The following is an 18731-nucleotide window of genomic DNA, read 5'->3' as shown; positions in this document are numbered from 1 at the left end:
CTTACTCATCTTTGAGCGTTTCGCGGAACGCTTTATAATCGTCTGCCGTTTGCTCTACTGCTTCTACCATAGGAACGTGACCAACATCAGGCATCATAATGATTTGTGCCTGAGGTACGATGGATTTGATTAAATTGACCGTTTCAGGTTTGATGACTTGGTCTTTTTCGCCCCACACCACCAAGGTCGGAATTTTATTTGCCGCGATGACTTTGGCGCGCGTCTCGACATTGTCTTCTACGATTTGCTCAAGAATCTTAGCATGTAGCGCTTTATTGGCGATACGATCTTGCGCAAACACGGCCTTGACCGTTTTGGGGATATAAGGCGGCTTGTACATCACAAAGTCATATAAGTTATAAAAGTCTTCCGTGCTATCGACCAGTAGCGGATTATTCTCAAGGGTCGCATTTTTTAACGACTCAGGCATGCCCGCTGACCAAAAGCCTGCACTGTCCACCAACCATAAGCTTTGTACCTCTTTTGGATACATCGCTGCATAGGCCACACTAATCGCACCGCCCATCGAGTTGCCACCGACATGCAGATTGGACGCCACGCCTTTGGCTTGCATCAACTCATGCAAACGCTTGGCTTGCGCATCGGCACGATAGTCAGCGCTCATCGGCTTACTTGAGTCACCAAAGCCCAATAAATCTGGAATGATCAGATGATAGTCTTCTAACTTGTCCGCAAGACGGGTAAAGTTGTCTTTATTACCGCCAAACCCATGAATCAGTAGCAAAGGCTTGCCATCAACGTTATGGTTTTCGGCGTAGACCATCTTCTCGCCTGAGGCCAGCGTAAATACTCTGGTCTCAAGATCTGCTTTGGCGCGTTCGTGTTGGATAATTTTTTGAGTAGTTGCCACGGTAAAACTGTTGGGCGTCGTACAGCCTACAATCGATAAAGCCAAAGAGGTCGCCAATGCGATACGTCGTAGTGTCATCGAAACATCCTTGTTAAAAGATAGTATAAAAAGTATTTACGCTCCGATTCTAACGGTAAATGCTTCTTCATATTTATAAATCTATTACTTGGTAGTCAAAACGAGATATGAATATAACAATGCGATATGGGGTGCATTTTTCTTACTATGCCTGCGCAGACAGAGACTACGCAAAATGCACTCGATATCGCTGTATTTATTTTATAGTGAATCGACGATATAAATCATAACGTTCATCCGCACTGTATTTGTTTACCGTTCTAATCAAGATGGCACGGGCGTTGTCATTTATAATAAGCGTTTTTATGCTATCAATCCTAAGTCTGCTATTTATGGTCAATTGAAAATAAAACGATTATATAGATTCAAAAGCGCTACTAGCACAAATTTTACTTGCGTGCTGTGCCTACGCCGACAGAGGCTACGTAAAATTCACCCTAGTAGCGCTATAACACTTTTGGAGTGCATTGACTATAACGGCTTTCTTTCTTAGGACGCATTTTTATAATAAACCGAAGCCCAATTGAATGGTGCAAAAGGAAAGACATTGAGCGACACCAGTATTGCCACTGACAAACGGCGCGACCTCACCGAGGGGTCGATTGCCAAAACGATGATCCTATTTGCCTTGCCAACACTGGGATCATCAGCGCTACAGTCGTTAAACGGCTCAATCAATGCCGTCTGGGTGGGACGGTTTTTAGGGGAAGAGGCACTCGCCGCGACCGCGAACGGCAACATTTTGATGTTTATCCTCATCTCCTTTGTTTTTGGTTTTGGTATGGCGTCTACTATTCTGATTGGTCAAGCCATGGGCAGCCGTGACGAGACGATGGTCAAAAGAACCATGGGAACGGCGCTCGGCAGTATTATTCCGATCAGTATATTGGTGTCGGCAGGTGGGTGGATATTTGCGCCGATGCTCCTTGATTTGCTTGGTACGCCGCCTAGTGCGGTAGATCTTGCCCTGACCTATCTACGGATGATTTTCGTTTCGATGCCATTCACCCTCACCTTTACGCTGATCATGATGGCACTGCGCGGGACGGGCGATTCTACGACGCCGCTTTGGTTTATCATTATATCGGTAATTATTGATCTGATTTTGACGCCGACGCTGATTTTGGGTATAGGACCTTTTCCCGAATGGGGCATCTTTGGTTCGGCCTTCGCCACAGCCGTCGCAAACACGCTAGCGCTTATTGGCATGGTGATTACGATGTACCTGCGTGGCTCTGTGCTGACACTCAGCATGCCAGAGCTGCGATTTTTGCGCGCAGATCGAGGCATTTTAAAATCGATGTTCTCAAAAGGGTTGCCGATGGGTCTTCAGATGATCGTCATCTCTTCGGCGGCGCTAACAATGCTATCGCTGATCAACCGGGAAGGCGTACAGACCACAGCCGCTTATAGCGCCACCCAGCAACTTTGGACATACGTGCAGATGCCTGCCATGGCGTTAAGTGCCGCCGCTAGCGCAATGGTTGCACAGAATATCGGTGCCAATCAATGGCACAGAGTCTCAGGGATCACCCGCTGGGGACTCATTTTTAACGTAATAATGACAGGCGCGCTGATTGGGGTGTTGACCATTTTTAATGGCACCATTTTGGGCTTTTTCCTTGGTAGTGACAGCGCAGCGTTGCCAATCGGGCGACACATTCAGCTCATGGCGACATGGGGGTTTATCTTTTTTGGGATAGCGCAGGTGCTCTTTGGCACCATGCGGGCAAACGGCTATGTGATTTGGCCACTGATCGTCATGGTGATTTCGATGTATCCGGTACGTCTTGGATTTGCGTTTGGGCTGTATCCACTATTGGGAGAAGACGCGCTTTGGCTATCATTTCCAGCAGGGATGGTCGCCACCGCGCTGATGGGGGCAGGGCTATATCTGTATGGCGGATGGCGTCAGGGTAAAAACTTGGTCGCAGAAGAAGCGGCACAAGGGTCTGAAGGCTATCTGGCACATGGCGGCACCTCTGCGTCATGTCGTGATGTGACACCGACGACTGTGTGGAAACTGTTCCCTTTAGGCCGTATCACAAGGTTACACCGACGACTTCGTAGACGACTTTATAGACATCGTATGATCAAGAGTAATAAATGACAATAGCGTGGTTCATATAGACTTTGGCCTATCAAAAAGCACTGTTCAAAAAGTACCGTCTGTAAAAATCTTCACTGGGCTATCCGCTTGAGCAATGAGAACCCAATGATATGACTAAAGCGGCTCGTAACAGCGATATGGCTTAGTTATTTTTAAGCCCTGCACGAAACGCTTTATAGTCTTTTGCCGTCTGATCTACTGCTTCTATCATCGGTATGTGCCCCACTTTAGGCATCGTGATTACCTTCGCTTGGGGCATGATTTTTTTCATCACCACTGCCGTCTCAGGCTTAATAATTCTGTCCTCAGCGCCCCAAATGACAAGCGTTGGGATGTTGTACTCGGCGATGACTTTGGCGCGTTCTTCTACACTGCTTGTTGAGTGTTGCTTGAGGATTTTGCCGTGCAGTTCGCGATTGGCAATGTTGGTTTGGGCAAAGACCGCTTGCAAGGTTTTGGGAATGTACGGCGGGTTATACATAACCAGATTATATAAAGCGAAATAGTCCTCTTTGGTTTCAATGAGCAGTGGGCTACTCTCTATACTACTATCGCCAAAACGGTCTGCTGCAAACCCTACTGACCAAAAGCCGCCACTATTGAGCAGCCACAAGCTCGCAACGCTATCGGGATACATGGCCGCATAAGCAACACTAATCGCGCCGCCCATCGAGTTACCGCCTACATGAATGTTTGAGGCCGCGCCTTTGGCTTGCAACAGCTCATGTAAGCGCTGCGCCTGTGCATCTACGCCATAGTCTACCTGCGCAGGCTTGCCAGATTCGCCAAAGCCGAGCAAATCTGGAATAATTAAATGATAATCGCCCAGCTTTTTAGCGATACGCAGGAAGTTATCCTTGGTGGCACCAAATCCATGCACCAGTAACAAAGGCTTGCCGTTCACATTGCCACCTTCTAGATAGATCAGGGTGTCGCCAGATGCCAATGTAAATTCTTTTTTCTCAAGATTGGCTTTTTTGCGCTCATTTTTTATGAGCTTTTGGGCGGTATTGGCCTTTACCTTATTGGGCATGGCATACGTAACAATCGTCCCCAATAATAATACGGCCATACTTGCACGCAGTAATGTCATTAAAATCTCCTTATTTATCATAGACAACGAGCGTAGCGTCATTCTTGACTTGCGATCAAACTATAACGGATAAGCACCTATTAGTCTTTATTTAATAAAAAATCTACCGCAGCGGCGGCATGAATGGCGGTGGTATCAAACACAGGGATTGGGCTATCGGCTTGTGTGATCAGTAGACCAATCTCAGTACAACCTAATATCACCCCTTCTGCGCCTTGCGCTGCCAATGTTTCAATCACTTGACGGTAATATGCCCGCGAGCTATCAAGTAGCTGTCCTTGACACAGCTCTTCGTAGATAATGCGATGGACTTCTGCTCGCTCGTCCTCAGCGGGTATCAGCACCTGCAAGCCTGCATCGATCAAACGCTGCTTATAAAAATCTTGGGTCATTGTAAACTGTGTACCCAGTAACGCTATTTTGGTGAGACCCTGCGCTTTGATGGCATCAGCCGTCGCATCAGCGATATGAATAATCGGTAAATCAGTAGCTGCTTGCACATCATCTACTAACTTGTGCATGGTGTTGGTCGCGATTAATAGCCCTTGCGCGCCCGCCGCTTGCAGACGTTTGCCACTACTTGCCATGATTACACCCATCTCCTCCCACGCCCCTTTTGCTTGCAAGGCACTGATCGGCGCAAAATCGACACTATGAATCATTAAGTCCGCTGAGTGTAACTTACCAAGCTTGGCTTTGACGCCTTCATTAATCAAGCGATAGTAGCTCTCGGTACTCTCCCAGCTCATACCGCCAATGATACCAAGCGTTCTTTGAGTGCTGTGTTGAGCCGTGGTTTGCTGAGTAAATTGCTGTTGCGGCTTTTGGTTAGGCATTTTTCTTCCTTATTAGATACAAATGAATAAGCGTAAAAGTCATTCAATCGTAGCAAAAACCGTTATATTATATAAATTATTTTTAAGACAGTTTTTATAACCGCTATAGCAAAGAGTATTCCAGACTTATCTATTGTTTTGTGAATCAATAGTTTATACCCATCCGACCACTAGGAAATACTATGAAGACCCGTCAGTCAACGCTATATTCAAAGATTCGTTCATCGATGCTATTGCCTATTGGTTTACTGGCCTCAGTAGTGGTTGTATTACCTGCTTGCGGTGGCGGCGACTCAGATGAGGATGCAAGCGCTGCCAACCCGCCTGTTTCTGCTCCTCCGACTACTTCTGAACCGACGACGCCCGCTATACCGAACAATCCATCGACTCCTGCAACAGTGCCGCCGATATCTAGTAGCCAAGCATTTTATGATCGCAGCTCAGCGCTTGACAGTTTAGAGATGGATGACAGTACGCGTCAGCATATCTACGTGGCGACAACGGGTAGCGATACCGCATCAGGTAGTGCCAACTCCCCTGTTCTAACCCTACAAAGAGCCGCGGATCTTGCCACTGCTGGCACAACGGTACATATTGCCGCGGGTACTTATAAAGGGCCTGTCTATGTTGAGAACTCTGGAACATTGGCGCAGCCCATTATTTTTGAGGCGATGCCAGCGGCAAAAGTGATCATTACAGGCACGCCAAGTGTAGATGATGAGCATCTATTTCATATCGAAGACCAAGCTTATGTGATTATTCGCGGTTTAGAATTTACTAACTTTTGGACAACTAGCAATCAGATTACGCCCATTGCGATTTATGTGACTGGCAATAGCCATCATATTCTCATCGAAAACAATTACATTCATCACCTAGGCACGCGCGTTAAAAATGATGAGGGTAATGCGCACGGTATCGCGGTTTACGGCACGCAGCCTATTAAAGACATTCAAATTAATAACAATCGAGTCGAAAACCTCACCCTAGGTAGCAGTGAGGCGATCGTCCTCAATGGCGATGTAACGAACTTTGAAGTGAACCACAACCAAGTCAATAATAACAATAACATTGGCATCGACGTCATTGGTTTTGAAGGAACAGCAGATACCGCAAATGACTACGCCCGCCGCGGCGATATCATCGGTAATACGGTCACGCGCAATAGCAGCGGCAGCAATCCCGCCTACAATGGTGATCTTTCAGCGGGTGGTATTTATGTCGATGGGGGCAAGCAAGTATTTATTCAGAATAATACCGTGACGGGTAATGATATTGGCATCGAAGTCGCTAGTGAACACTTCCAAAAGTTAACAGAAAACGTCTGGGTAGAGGGCAATACGATAACCGATAATCGCTATACAGGTATCGCGGTCGGCGGCTATGAGAAGCAACGTGGCGGGGTCAGACAAATCAGTCTTATTAATAATACGGTCACCAACAATGATCTGGACGAGCAAGAAGGTGGTCAGCTGCTGCTACAATACAATATTCAACAGTTAAATGTGAAAGGTAATACCTTCACCAGCTCGCCCTCACGCTATATGATTGTTGCCAGTCAGCTTGATCGCGGCGAAATCAGCTTTCAAAATAACCGCTACCTTTATAATCCGTTAAACAATCCAAACAGCAATTTGCCCTTAATATGGGTGCTCGGAAATAAAGAATTTAATAGTAGTACGGCTTTTGAGAACTGCGCGGTATTGCTACAATGCAAATAGAGTCAATATTTCATTAGAGCATGTCCTGATTTTAAAAAGAGTACAGCGATGCTGGTATGAATGTTTCGATGCCTCTGGCGTGCAAAGCGCACAGTAAGCGAGGAAAATTTATACCAGTAGAGCCCCTTATCCATCGTATCTCTTTTATATTGAACGGACTATAGCTACTTTTTATTGCTAACCTTTTATTACTAACCTTTTATCAATGAACCGTTATTACTGACCTGTTACTAAAGAACTATTATTAAAGAGCTAAGCCAACTTATGACTAAAACACCCACCATTAGAATACGTACACGCCGCAAATACTACCGCTTGATTTTTACCTTTTTAATGGCATTAATGATGTCTTTGATTATCTCGACCGCGTTACTACTCGTCAAAGTAGGCTACGGGGACGGCTTTTTTACCGAATTGATGCAATCTTGGGCATTGGCCTTTGCTTTTGCATGGCCAAGCGCTTATGTCTGCGCATATTTGGTTCAAGAGCATGTGCTTAGCCGCATTGAGTTTTATTAAAGAGCAGGCTACGTGCTATTAACATAAATTTTACTTGCTTGCTGTGCCTTCGCCGACAGAGGCTGCGCAAAATTTATGTCAATCTCGCTATATTTACTTTATCGTGATTTATGGTATTTTGAATATTCGACATGCCATAAATATATCCACACTCACACCCAAAAAAATACCAAAGATGATGTTATTCACCTTTGGTATTTTTATATCTTCAAGTTTTTTTAAACGGTTGCTAACTTACGACACTTCTTCGACTTTGTTTTTTAGGCAAGCCACTCGGTGATTGATATTCCCTTCTAACATCGGTTTGATCTGGGCACATTCCTCGTCAGCGAGCGGGCAACGGGTTCGAAACACACAGCCTGAGGGCGGATTAATCGGGCTTGGCAAATCGCCTTCTAATAGCTGAATGGTTTTATTGCGCTCAGCAATCGGATCGGGTAGCGGTACCGCCGACATTAGGGCTTGAGTATAAGGATGGGTCGGCTTACCGTACACCGCCTTATTTACCCCAAGCTCGACCGCGTTACCCAAATACATGACCAGCACTCGATCGGCAATATGCTTAATCACCGATAGATCATGGGCAATAAAGATGAGCGCGAGTCCCATCTCTTCTTGGATATCTTGCAACAAATTGATGACCTGCGCCTGAATGGAGACATCCAAGGCAGAGACTGGCTCATCACAGATGATGATTTTGGGTTTTAAAATCAAAGCGCGGGCAATACCGATACGCTGACACTGTCCACCTGAAAACTCATGCGGGTATCGGTTAATCTGATTAGGCAGTAAACCCACCTTTTTCATAATCTCGCGTACTTCGCTTTGGACGTCGCTCTTTTTCATTTTGGGATAATACGTACGCAGCGGTTCGGCAATGATATCGCCCACCGTCATACGCGGGTTTAGAGACGCAAGCGGGTCTTGAAAAATCATTTGAATGTCTTTTCGTTTCATTCGCATGGTTTTTTTGGAGGCGCCGACCAGCTCTTCCTCATTAAATAGGATGCTACCAGAATTGGCTTCGATCAAACCCACGATAGTACGAGCAAGGGTCGATTTACCGCAGCCCGACTCGCCCACCACGCCCAATGTCTCGCCTGCAAATATCTCAAACGAGACGCCATTGACGGCTTTTAACGTCGCAGGCTTTTGCCAAAAGTAAGTGCCTTTTTGTTTGATGTTAAAAGTAGTATGCACATCGCGCACTTTTAGCAATGGCGTTTTCAGCGGGTTGTCGTTGCTATGAACAGTCTGTGTCATCATCGTCTACCCCTCTATCTCTGATGGCTGATTGGCATCGGTATCTTTTGATGTATCAATTGTCATTTCAGGGTGCCAATGACAAGCGCGCTGACGATCGTGCGGCAAAAACTCCAGCGGCGGCGGTGTATCACGGCAGATATCCATCGCATGTGGACAACGCTCATAAAAAGGACAGCCTGCTGGCAAGTCTAGTAAGTTTGGCGGGCTACCGGGAATCGTCTCAAGCTTGCCCATCTCATTATCCAAACGCGGAATGGCTTTTAACAGGCCGATGGTATAGGGATGGGTTGGCGTATAAAAAATCTCTTCTGTATCACCATAGGCCATCGTGCGACCGGCATACATCACAAGGACGCGATCACAGATACCTGCCACGACACCTAGATCATGCGTAATCATGATGATCGTCGTACCGAAGTCGCGTTTTAGCTCGTTCAATAGCACCATGATCTGTGCTTGAACTGTCACATCAAGCGCGGTGGTCGGCTCATCAGCAATCAATAACTTGGGACGACACAGTAGTGCCATCGCAATCATGACTCGCTGACGCATACCGCCTGAAAACTCATGCGGATACATGCCAATGCGTTTTTTGGCCTCGGGGATTTTGACCGCGTCCAACATGCGTATCGACTCGGCCCACGCCTCTTTTTTATTCATCCCTTTATGCAAGGTCAATACTTCGGCGAGCTGGTCGCCGATCTTCATATAAGGATTGAGTGAGGTCATGGGGTCTTGAAAAATCATCGCCACTTGCTCGGCACGGATTTTATTCAGTGCCTTTTGCGACAAGCTGAGTAGCTCATTGCCTTGAAAGCGTACCGAGCCTTTGGCAAGACCATTTTTTGCCAACAGTCCCATAATGGCAAAAGCGGTCTGCGACTTGCCAGAACCGGACTCGCCAACGATGCCCAAGGTTTCACCCTCATGCAGATCAAAATTCAATCCATTCACTGCCGTCACCAGACCATCTTCAGTCTTAAACTGAACGGACAGATCTTTCACTTCCAATAAGGTATTAGAAGGGGTAATGAGCTTGTCATTAAAACCGTCATTAAGATTGTCATTAATGGTGTTACTGAATTCTTTAGTTACCACGATGTCACTCTCCTAGCGATCTTTAGGGTCAAACGCATCACGTAGACCGTCGCCAATAAAGTTAAAGCAAAATAAAGTCACGACCAAAAAAGCCGACGGAATCAAAATCTGCCAAGGGGCAACCTGCATGGTGCGAGAGCCTTCTTGCAGTAGCGCGCCCCAGCTGGTCATCGGCTCTTGTACACCCAGTCCCAAAAAGCTCAAAAATGATTCAAACAAAATCATCGTCGGTACCAGTAGGGAGGCATAAATCACCACCACGCCCAGTACGTTAGGGACGATATGACGCAGGATAATATTAAATCCTGACACACCGCCTACGTGAGCCGCTTCAATAAACTCTTTGCTCTTTAGGCTGAGCGTCTGACCACGCACAATCCGAGCCACATCCAACCAAGACACCAGTCCGATAGCGACAAAGATCAAGATTAGGTTGCGACCAAATATTGTGACCAATAAAATCACAAAGAACATGAACGGAAAAGCACTTAAAATCTCTAAGAACCGCATCATTATCATGTCGACTTTACCGCCAAGATAGCCTGACGTTGCACCATAAATAGTACCAAATAGCACAGCAACGGCGGCTCCCGCTATTCCGACCATCAAGGAGATACGACCACCAACAGCCGTACGCACCAACAAATCGCGTCCGAGCGAGTCGGTACCAAAGTAATGCTTGTTCTCGATAGAAGGTGCAGCTTGCATAAAGTTCCAGTCGGTTTCAGCGTAACCAAACGGGGCAAACAAAGGGACAAATATGACGAAAGCGCCAATCAATAATAAGATAAAGAAACTGGCAACGGCCGCCTTGTTTTGATAAAAACGTCGCCACGCATCTTGCCAAAGACTGCGACCTTTAATCTCTTTCGCTGGCGACAGGATAATGTCGGTTGGCTGGTCTACAATAAGGCTCATAGTTGTCCTTGTAATGATCTACTTAAATAATAATTCATCATATTTAATACTGGATTTTTGGGTCAATCATGGCGTATAAAATATCAACAATGGCATTAAACGCGATGGTCAGTACACCGACCAAAATCGTCAAACTGAGCACCACACCATAATCGCGGTTGAGTGCGCCATTCACAAATAACTGCCCGATACCCGGCAAACCAAAAATCGTCTCAATCACGATAGAGCCGGTGATAATACCGACAAAGGCAGGCCCTAAATAGGAAATCACGGGTAACATAGCCGGTCTCAGCGCATGCTTCATGATAATCTGACGCATCGGTAAGCCTTTGGCTCTCGCCGTTCTGATATATTGACTGTTCATGACCTCAATCATCGACCCACGCATGATACGCGCGATACTGGCCGTATATGCCAGCGCTAACGCCGTGACGGGTAAGATAAGGTTTTGTAACGCCCCATCGTTCCAGCCACCTGCTGGCAGCCAGTGCAAAATGATTGCAAAAATCAGTACCAATAATGGCGCTTTAACAAAGCTTGGAATGACCACACCCGTCATCGCAAATGCCATGAGTACATAATCTAGCCATGAGTTTTGCTTAAGCGCGGCGATTACCCCAAAGATGAGTCCCAAGACCAATGCTAAGACAAACGCATAAACCCCAAGCTCCATCGATACTGGAAACGACTGCGACAACAGCTCATTGACCGTATAATCTTTGTATTTGAAGGAAGGTCCAAGGTCACCGACGGCAAGCTGTCCTAGATAATGGATATATTGTAGCCACAAGGGATCGTTAAGATTGTACTTGGCTTCAATATTGGCCATTACAGCGGGTGTTAAGGTACGATCGCCTGAGAAAGGATTACCAGGCGCTAAGCGCATCATAAAAAAGGAGACAGTTATCAAAACGAATAAGGTCGGGATGGCCTCTAAAATACGCCGAAAAATCAGTTTTAACATAATACCTCTTTATGGAAGTGCCTCCTCCTAAGCTTAATAAAAGCTGGAAGGATACAGCAGATGTAACACGCAGTAATAACTTACTGGCAATAGCAGTAAGTGCGATGAATCAGCCACGGCCTCAATCATCGCACTTACTTTTTAAAACTTTGATCTATCAATGCTTAGCAATTGATAAATCTTTTGCCTGCCAGTTATTCAAGGCATCTTTCATTGGGAAGCCGATGACATAAGGCTTAATCAAACGAGGGCTAACATAGTGATACACATTCAATAACGGCATATCTTGGTCAAGCTGAGCTTCAGCTTTTACGTATAAATCGGTACGCTGCTCAGGTGTCACACCTGGTTTGAGTGTTTGTGCCATCAGGCTATCAAAGTTGGCATTGGAGTATTTGCCGTGATTATTACTGTTACCCGTTTTTACGATATTCAAGAAGGTTGAGGCTTCGTTGTAGTCACCACACCAACCAGCACGCGCGATTTGATAGGTACCATTACGGCGAGTATCGAGGTAGGTTTTCCACTCTTTATTGATCAAGCTCACATCAACAAAGCCAAGCGATTGTTTCCATAGCGAGGCAACGGCAACCGCCGTTTTCTTATGAAGATCGTTGGTGTTGTATAGCAGCTCAAACGTCAGCGGATTACTCTCGTTATAGCCGGCTTCATTCAGCAGTTTTTTGGCTTCAGCAATACGCTTCTCTTGATCCCACGTTGACCATTCTGGCGTGTTTTCCACGCCGCCGTTGGTTGCGGTCGGCGTCAGCTGATAGGCCGCTGTTTGCCCTTGACCGATGACTTTATCAACTACCGTGTCACGATCTAACGCTAAGGCGAGCGCACGGCGCACTTTGACATCATCAAATGGTGGTTTGACGGTATTAAATTCATAATAATAGCTACATAGATAAGGAGAAACGGTGAGCTCATCGCCAAGCTGCTCTTTGAGGGAAGCGAATTGCTCAGTCGGAATCTCATTGTAGGTCATGTCAATTTCGCCAGCTTGATAGCGCGCCACATCGGTGGTACTAGAAGGAATCGCTAGCATGGTGACGGTATCAATTTTGGTATTGGCATCATCATAATAAGAGGGGTTACGCGTCAAGACGATTTGGTCGTTGACTTGCCACTTACTGACTTTGTATGGGCCGTTGACCACGATATTGGCAGGGTCAGTCCATTTGTCACCAAACTCTTCAACCGTTTTTTGATGCACAGGCTTAACCGAGTTATGAATCATCATGTCTGGGAAATAAGGCACAGGCTCTGATAACGTTACCTGCAAGGTCTTGTCATCGAGTGCTTTAACGCCAAGAGTATCTATACCTGCTTTGCCCTCAACGATTTGTTCAGCACCCACAATTTTGGCATCGACTAGATAGCTTGAATAAGGGGATGCGGTCTCTGGATCAACCAGACGGCGCATACTATAAACAAAATCTTCTGCCGTTACAGGATCGCCATTTGACCACTTGGCATCACGCAGCTTAAACGTCCATACTTTATTGTCTGGACTCTCCCAACTTGTCGCTATACCCGGAATGGTTTTGCCATCTGCATCACTATTGGTCAGTCCTTCAAACATCTGACGGTCGATACCCGCTTCTGGAACCCCTGATACTTTATGCGGATCAAGTGACTCAGGCTCAGCGGCGTTATTGACAACCAACTCTTGCGTATCGGCCAATACATTGGGATCGATGTTTGATGATTGACTGGCGGTGCCATCGTTCGCAGACTTATCACTACAGCCTGTCATAAACATAGCAAGTACCAAGGAGGTGGGCAAAAATACAGACGTCAAAAGGCGGTTGGAAGGTCGCATCATGTAATATCCTAGCAGGTAAGTGGCTGGACGGATTTACTGAGTGGTAGTAAGTCCATTTAATTTATCCGTATGCTCATACTATCCACTCTATTAACGGTTCTAACAATTAATGAGCTAACAACAATCACTTCAATAATGCTCACAGCAATCATCATCACAGCAACAAATGCTGCAGTGCTCGTGAAATCGCGGTCTTGTCTTATAGGCTTGAAGGCGTTAGATCTGAGCACAGGTCAATTCTCGATTTTTATACCATTCATCGCTTTATTGAGCCGTTGAGGAATAATCATCGAAACAAAATTGAGACTTAACCGTGTTAATAGAGATGACTTTGGATAATCATAAGTAACATTTTGGATAACCATTAGTAATAAAAAACGGTAAGAATGTCAACAATTTTTGATGTGCTCTCATTGAACATAAATATGACAGGAGGATGAAAAAAGGGTTTTTGATGGGCAAAAATCAAATAGAATTTTAACAATAATGGACGACTTTTTTGTCTGATTTATGACCTTTTATCCCTCATATAATACCGCTAATATTTTTCTAATTAGCAAGATTTATCGAACACTTTGAACGAGCAACAATGACTCTCATGGTTGATTTTTAAAGGGCACTGCGCAAAATAATCAAACCATTTCAATAACTTTGACTTATAAGATTATTCTCACTGGCTAACAAATAAACGACCAATAATAGGTAGGAATAATTTTTTAACCGTGAAACGTTATTGTTATACATAACCAAACTTATTTTCTATATTACAGGCGTCTCATTATTTTATTTTTTTCTTCATTTATTTTGTAAGACTTGCCCAAAATCCTGACAGAGGTCTTTTATGGCAAAATATGACTTTACGATTCTATAATCAAATATATATTACGGCGATTATAGGCTACAAAATTATAGCCAAATTCGACTTAATTTGATTAATAGCGTGTAAGACCATCGATAATAGATATCACTGGCCTACAAAAACAGATAAGATAGATTACCAACTGTTTTTAATGGAAGCGTGATATGAGCCAATTCCAGCGCACTATTGAGCATCTAATGAAACAGGGCATTCTCCCCATCACACACGCCGATGCGGCGGCAACTCATCTCGGCGTCTATCCTAGTAAAAGGACTTGGCTGACCTTTTTTGATAAAGCATTGTTAATCATTGGCGCGGTGGCACTGGTATTGTCGTTGGTTTTTTTCGTGGCTTATAACTGGCAAACCTTAGGCAAGATGGGCAAGTTTGCGCTGGTTGAAAGCGCGCTGGTTATGACCATTGCGCTCTATGTTGCGCTTTTTTTTGGACGACGATTCAGACAGCGCTTTCGGCTCATTCGCCAATTATTATTGCTGATCGCCAGTATCATTACAGGCAGCCTACTCGCCTTATTCGGGCAGGTGTATCAGACGGGGGCTGACACGTGGCAGTTGTTTTTTGTGTGGGCATTATTGATCACGCCATGGGTCGTCATCGCGTATTTTCCGGCGCTCTGGTTATTATGGCTGGGACTTATTAACGCCAGTCTGTTGTCGTATTTTGAGGTCATAGGTTTGCCATTTCTCAAGAACGACTTTCAAGAGCTATGCCAAATCACGGTGTTGGCCTTGGTCAATCTCGTTGCGCTGTACGGCTGGCTGACTATTTTTGAGCACAAACGCGCCCTCCCCTCCTCGCAATTGTCTTCTAGCCACGCCAATAGTCATACTGACAAGGCAGATAATAACCCCACAGATCCCGCGCAAACAACGTCCGCCTTGCACTGGAGTACGTATGTCGTCGGTCTAGTCGGCGCGATCTTTATGACCTCCCTTGCCCTTATCGCGGTTTTTGACAACCGCCCTCTTCTAGTCACCTTTATCTCGCTCACGTTATGGCTCGGCTGGTGTGGGTTTATGGTTTGGCAGTTTTATAAGCGGCGCATTGATTTATTGATGCTGACTTATTTGGCGTTTTCTCTGATTGCTGTGCTGATATTTTGGGCAAGTAAAGGGATATTGGATGTGCTGGGTGATAGCGGATTTTTAGCATTGGCGCTGCTACTGATTGCGCTGAGTTCAGCCGCTATCTTATGGTTACGAAAAGCGACACTCTTGGATGACCGCGTTAAAACTGATACGACTCAAGGAGGCGCTAACGATGAATGAGGACAAGCAAGCGCTGACACAGCTCAAAGATCTTGGCTTGGTTGAGGCGAAGCTGGCTGATGACTATTTGGCGTATTCTCCATCAGCGCCTAGCGCTTCCAATAACGCCATGAGTGATAGGCGCAAAGCAAAAGACGATCCTTGGTTTTTACAATTGTCCTTTGGCTTTAGCGGTATTCTCGCCAGCCTATTATTTATTGGGTTTGTAAACTTAATACTGAATAGTACAGGTGTCCTTGATAGCGCGGCACTGACAGGCATTGTTGGCCTGTTATTAAGTCTAGTTGGCTTTCTTTTATTTAAGTATGAGCGTACGCGCGGTAGTACGTTTTTAAACAGTTTGGCATTTACGATTGGTGTGGCCGGTCAAGCGTACGTGATATATGCTTTGACGAGCGGCGATATTGAGCATCCTTTTGATATTTGGCTGTTTTTACTGCTACAAAGCGCCTTAACACTTATCTTCCCAAGCTTTATGTACCGTCTGCTTAGTAGTTGGTCGGTTTTGGTGTGTACGGTATATTTGCTTGACTACTACCATCTACCTGAGGTCAGTTTGGGATTGTTGGCACTAATGGTGGTGGTCAGCCATTTGCAGCGTTATAAACTGCTACAACGTGTTCCTATGAAATGGCAAGCGGAGGGCGTCGATATTATAAAAGCCGTTGGTTATGGTAGTGCGCTGGTGCTTTTAGGCATCTCTGTTTACTTCATTGCCGCTGAGTCTGGACATCGTTTTGATAGTTATGGTGAGACACCTAGCTATAATTATTACTGGGCGCAAGGACTGCTCACTCTTGCCAGCCTTTACGCTGCTTTTCTGATTTTGGCGCGTTACCGTATTAAATGGCGGTCGGTGGTCGGACTGCTCGTTGGCGTGACTATCGCTGTGCTGGGAGTTCTATCGATTTACGTCTCAGGCTTACTGGCGACCAGTTTGATTATCGTGATCGCTATGGCCAACAGCCAGCGCACCTTATTAGGTGTCGGGATTTTTGCCTTGGTTGGTTATATATTTTGGTACTACTATCAACTCGATACCTCTTTGCTGGTCAAATCCGCCTCCATGCTGGTGGTCGGTATCGCGCTGCTGCTTGTGCGCTTTTTGCTTATCAAACGTTATTTTGCTCAGCGGCGTACTCATTCTGCGAGCAATAACAAGGAGCGTTTGTCATGACCGTGTCTCATAATCATGACGCAACAGAGGAACAAATGGCAGTAAGTTTGTCTGACACAGCAACGAGCTTACACCGCACTCCAAAACCGACCCACCCTTGGTGGCAAAGACGTGCTGTGTCCATCACCGTTGCCATGCTTGGTTTGCTCAGCGTGTTAACTTTTATCAGTCTAAACGCCATCAAATACGAGACGCACCTAGCCACTGGTGATACGGTCTTATTAGCACTCGCTCCTGTCGATCCGCGCGGCTTTATGCAAGGGGATTATATGAGGCTCAATTACGCGTTAGAGCGTGAGATTTTGGATACGCGTGCGCAAACAAGAAACCGTGATCAGACAAATGAGGGTTATGTGGTCGTCGCTTTGGATAGGCAAAACGTGGGTCATTTTGTGCGCTTGGCTGACAGCCATGAGACTGCATTAGCCGCTAACGAAATGGCCATTCATTATCGTCTGCGATTGGGTTCAGTCAAGCTTGCGACCAATGCTTTTTTCTTTCAAGAAGGTCAGGCTGAGGCCTTTGAGGAGGCAGAATATGGACAGTTCCGCGTGAATAACCAAGGCGAGCCACTACTGACCAATCTGGTCAACGAAGCGTTTGACGTGATTGCACCAAAAAAATAAATGCTGTGCAGACTGGTAAGAAAAATATGTGCCAGTCACGTCCCACCACGTTGTGTCTCTATTTTGTCTAAAACGGACGGTTATAAGCTGCCTGTGAGCAACGGATAACGTTCCTTAACCAAATGATTACTGATAAAGGCAAGGCAGAGTTGTTACTGTATTGAACGTGTTGCGCGCCTTCATCGGGCGTGTCTATTCTTAATAATTAGTTATCAATAATTAGCCGTTAACAACCCGTTAATAATTGACAATTAATTGATCTTTAAAAGTAAAATTATCCAAACAACAATAAATATAGGAAACGATCATGCGTAGTGCAACTTATAACACCTTTGGTAAACCCACGGAAGTACTGAGCCTAGGCGACAGCCCTATCCCTGAGCCAAAAGCGGATGAAGTCCGCGTCAAAACCACACTGGCATCTATTCACAATCACGATTTGCTTACCATTCGCGGTCAATATGGCTTCAAACCTGAGCTGCCAGCCATTGGCGGTAGTGAAGCGGTCGGCGTGATTGATGCCGTCGGTGACAATGTCAAAGACTTAAAAGTCGGTCAGCGCGTTGCAGCCGCCAGTGTCCAAGCGACTTGGGCTGAGTATTTTGTCGCTTCAAAAGACATGGTATTTACCGTACCAGATAGCTTAGACGACCCCATAGCAGCGCAGCTCATCGCCATGCCACTCAGTGCCTTGATGTTGATTGAGTTTTTGGACTTAAAAAATGGTCAATGGGTCATCCACAATGCCGCAAATGGCGCAGTCGGTAAATCGCTTGCCATGCTAGCCGCTGCCCGCGGTATCAAGACCATCAACCTCGTCCGTAGTGCTGACTCGCTCAAAGAGCTGGACGCGCTCGATATCAAAAACAACGTCAACACCTCAGACGATGACTGGAAAGACCAAGTCCGTAAGCTCGTGGGCGATGACAAGATCAGCGCAGCGGTCGATTCTGTCGGCGGCGATTCAAGTAACGACTTACTATCGCTACTCGGTCATGGCGGTACCTTTGCCTCATTCGGTATCATGTCAGGCAAACCGATGACGCTAGACCCGACCAACATTATCTTTAAACAAGCTGTCATTAAAGGCTTTTGGGGCAGTAAAATCAGTCAAGAGATGAGCGTGGATAACAAACAACGCTTGATCGATGAGCTGATCGAACGCGCGACCAATGGCAATCTAAAACTGCCTGTTGAAGCCACCTTTGATTTGACAGACATCAAAAAAGCAGTCGATGGTGATTTGCAGTCCAGCAAAAACGGTAAAGTACTATTAAAGCCATAATAAACGGGCCATTTGCAACATGATTGCCAAAAAATGGCATCAAAAGATATAAAAAAGCCCATGAGATCGTGGGCTTTTTTTGTTTTAATGGTAACGGTAAGCTGCTAATGATGCAGCTAATTCAATTTAAAAAGAGTGCCGGTTGCTGGGATGAATTTTCTGATGCCTCTGTCGGTAACGCCACAGCAAG

Annotated in this window: 15 protein-coding genes; 7 read left to right on the top strand and 8 right to left on the bottom strand. The window is 45.7% G+C overall.

Features of this window, described 5'->3' with window-relative positions; genetic code table 11:
• Window position 1: 1 nt before the first annotated feature.
• Window positions 2–949: an alpha/beta hydrolase gene (locus AAJP47_RS04245; protein WP_346716673.1), complete on the bottom strand. Its 948-nt coding sequence runs from the start codon at window positions 947–949 to the stop codon at window positions 2–4.
• A gap of 547 nt (window positions 950–1496) precedes the next feature.
• Between AAJP47_RS04245 and AAJP47_RS04240 the strand changes: the two genes are divergently transcribed.
• On the top strand, window positions 1497–3059 hold the full coding sequence (locus AAJP47_RS04240; protein WP_346716672.1) for an MATE family efflux transporter: 1563 nt from the start codon (window positions 1497–1499) through the stop codon (window positions 3057–3059).
• A gap of 142 nt (window positions 3060–3201) precedes the next feature.
• On the opposite strand, the gene AAJP47_RS04235 is transcribed toward AAJP47_RS04240, so the two are convergent.
• Complete coding sequence (locus AAJP47_RS04235) at window positions 3202–4152, bottom strand: alpha/beta fold hydrolase (RefSeq protein WP_346716671.1); 951 nt, start codon at window positions 4150–4152, stop codon at window positions 3202–3204.
• 80 nt (window positions 4153–4232) lie between these two features.
• Window positions 4233–4988, bottom strand: a complete 756-nt coding sequence (locus AAJP47_RS04230) for an aspartate/glutamate racemase family protein (RefSeq protein WP_346716670.1) — start codon at window positions 4986–4988, stop codon at window positions 4233–4235.
• A gap of 182 nt (window positions 4989–5170) precedes the next feature.
• On the opposite strand from AAJP47_RS04230, the gene AAJP47_RS04225 reads away from it, so the two are divergent.
• Both AAJP47_RS04225 and AAJP47_RS04220 read left to right on the top strand, forming a co-directional pair.
• Window positions 5171–6709 (top strand): right-handed parallel beta-helix repeat-containing protein, encoded by a 1539-nt coding sequence (locus tag AAJP47_RS04225; protein ID WP_346716669.1) that lies wholly within the window; start codon window positions 5171–5173, stop codon window positions 6707–6709.
• A 264-nt stretch (window positions 6710–6973) separates the two neighbouring features.
• On the top strand, window positions 6974–7228 hold the full coding sequence (locus tag AAJP47_RS04220; RefSeq protein WP_346716668.1) for a DUF2798 domain-containing protein: 255 nt from the start codon (window positions 6974–6976) through the stop codon (window positions 7226–7228).
• 234 nt (window positions 7229–7462) lie between these two features.
• Here AAJP47_RS04220 and oppF read toward each other — a convergent pair whose 3' ends face one another.
• The 5 genes from oppF to AAJP47_RS04195 all read right to left on the bottom strand — a co-directional run bounded on the left by oppF (window position 7463) and on the right by AAJP47_RS04195 (window position 13305).
• The gene (oppF, locus tag AAJP47_RS04215) at window positions 7463–8494 is read right to left on the bottom strand and encodes a murein tripeptide/oligopeptide ABC transporter ATP binding protein OppF (RefSeq protein WP_346716667.1); all 1032 of its coding nucleotides are present in this window, start codon (window positions 8492–8494) and stop codon (window positions 7463–7465) included.
• 3 nt (window positions 8495–8497) lie between these two features.
• On the bottom strand, window positions 8498–9592 hold the full coding sequence (oppD, locus tag AAJP47_RS04210) for an oligopeptide ABC transporter ATP-binding protein OppD (RefSeq protein ID WP_346716666.1): 1095 nt from the start codon (window positions 9590–9592) through the stop codon (window positions 8498–8500).
• Window positions 9593–9604: 12 nt separating this feature from the next.
• The gene (gene oppC / locus AAJP47_RS04205; RefSeq protein ID WP_346716665.1) at window positions 9605–10510 is read right to left on the bottom strand and encodes an oligopeptide ABC transporter permease OppC; all 906 of its coding nucleotides are present in this window, start codon (window positions 10508–10510) and stop codon (window positions 9605–9607) included.
• A gap of 43 nt (window positions 10511–10553) precedes the next feature.
• Window positions 10554–11474: an oligopeptide ABC transporter permease OppB gene (gene oppB, locus AAJP47_RS04200; RefSeq protein ID WP_346716664.1), complete on the bottom strand. Its 921-nt coding sequence runs from the start codon at window positions 11472–11474 to the stop codon at window positions 10554–10556.
• 157 nt (window positions 11475–11631) lie between these two features.
• Entirely contained in the window at window positions 11632–13305 is a 1674-nt protein-coding gene (locus AAJP47_RS04195) for an ABC transporter substrate-binding protein (protein WP_497198681.1), read from the bottom strand.
• Window positions 13306–14328: 1023 nt separating this feature from the next.
• Here AAJP47_RS04195 and AAJP47_RS04190 point away from each other — a divergent pair.
• The 4 genes from AAJP47_RS04190 (at window position 14329) to AAJP47_RS04175 (ending at window position 18541) form a co-directional block, all read left to right on the top strand.
• Window positions 14329–15453, top strand: a complete 1125-nt coding sequence (locus tag AAJP47_RS04190; protein ID WP_346716663.1) for a DUF2157 domain-containing protein — start codon at window positions 14329–14331, stop codon at window positions 15451–15453.
• Window positions 15404–16630, top strand: a complete 1227-nt coding sequence (locus AAJP47_RS04185; RefSeq protein ID WP_346716662.1) for a DUF4401 domain-containing protein — start codon at window positions 15404–15406, stop codon at window positions 16628–16630. The genes AAJP47_RS04190 and AAJP47_RS04185 overlap by 50 nt, the downstream gene beginning before the upstream one ends.
• Window positions 16627–17256, top strand: coding sequence for a GDYXXLXY domain-containing protein (locus AAJP47_RS04180; RefSeq protein ID WP_346716661.1), 630 nt, complete (start codon window positions 16627–16629; stop codon window positions 17254–17256). Before AAJP47_RS04185 ends, AAJP47_RS04180 begins: the two co-directional genes overlap by 4 nt.
• 307 nt (window positions 17257–17563) lie before the next feature.
• The gene (locus tag AAJP47_RS04175) at window positions 17564–18541 is read left to right on the top strand and encodes a zinc-binding dehydrogenase (protein WP_346716660.1); all 978 of its coding nucleotides are present in this window, start codon (window positions 17564–17566) and stop codon (window positions 18539–18541) included.
• The last annotated feature ends 190 nt before the right edge of the window (window positions 18542–18731 follow it).

Source organism: Psychrobacter halotolerans, assembly GCF_039680845.1.
Classification (GTDB): domain Bacteria; phylum Pseudomonadota; class Gammaproteobacteria; order Pseudomonadales; family Moraxellaceae; genus Psychrobacter.
This window is presented reverse-complemented; position numbering and strand designations above follow the sequence as displayed.

Excerpts from the sequence above, each read along its gene's own strand:
- AAJP47_RS04225 (WP_346716669.1), top strand. The coding sequence starts at position 5,171 with ATGAAGACCCGTCAGTCAACGCTATATTCAAAGATTCGTTCATCGATG.
- oppC (WP_346716665.1), bottom strand. The coding sequence starts at position 10,510 with ATGAGCCTTATTGTAGACCAGCCAACCGACATTATCCTGTCGCCAGCG.
- AAJP47_RS04235 (WP_346716671.1), bottom strand. The coding sequence starts at position 4,152 with ATGACATTACTGCGTGCAAGTATGGCCGTATTATTATTGGGGACGATT.
- AAJP47_RS04195 (WP_497198681.1), bottom strand. The coding sequence starts at position 13,305 with ATGATGCGACCTTCCAACCGCCTTTTGACGTCTGTATTTTTGCCCACC.
- AAJP47_RS04190 (WP_346716663.1), top strand. The coding sequence starts at position 14,329 with ATGAGCCAATTCCAGCGCACTATTGAGCATCTAATGAAACAGGGCATT.
- oppF (WP_346716667.1), bottom strand. The coding sequence starts at position 8,494 with ATGATGACACAGACTGTTCATAGCAACGACAACCCGCTGAAAACGCCA.
- AAJP47_RS04175 (WP_346716660.1), top strand. The coding sequence starts at position 17,564 with ATGCGTAGTGCAACTTATAACACCTTTGGTAAACCCACGGAAGTACTG.
- AAJP47_RS04245 (WP_346716673.1), bottom strand. The coding sequence starts at position 949 with ATGACACTACGACGTATCGCATTGGCGACCTCTTTGGCTTTATCGATT.
- AAJP47_RS04180 (WP_346716661.1), top strand. The coding sequence starts at position 16,627 with ATGACCGTGTCTCATAATCATGACGCAACAGAGGAACAAATGGCAGTA.
- oppB (WP_346716664.1), bottom strand. The coding sequence starts at position 11,474 with ATGTTAAAACTGATTTTTCGGCGTATTTTAGAGGCCATCCCGACCTTA.
- AAJP47_RS04185 (WP_346716662.1), top strand. The coding sequence starts at position 15,404 with ATGACCGCGTTAAAACTGATACGACTCAAGGAGGCGCTAACGATGAAT.
- AAJP47_RS04220 (WP_346716668.1), top strand. The coding sequence starts at position 6,974 with ATGACTAAAACACCCACCATTAGAATACGTACACGCCGCAAATACTAC.
- AAJP47_RS04230 (WP_346716670.1), bottom strand. The coding sequence starts at position 4,988 with ATGCCTAACCAAAAGCCGCAACAGCAATTTACTCAGCAAACCACGGCT.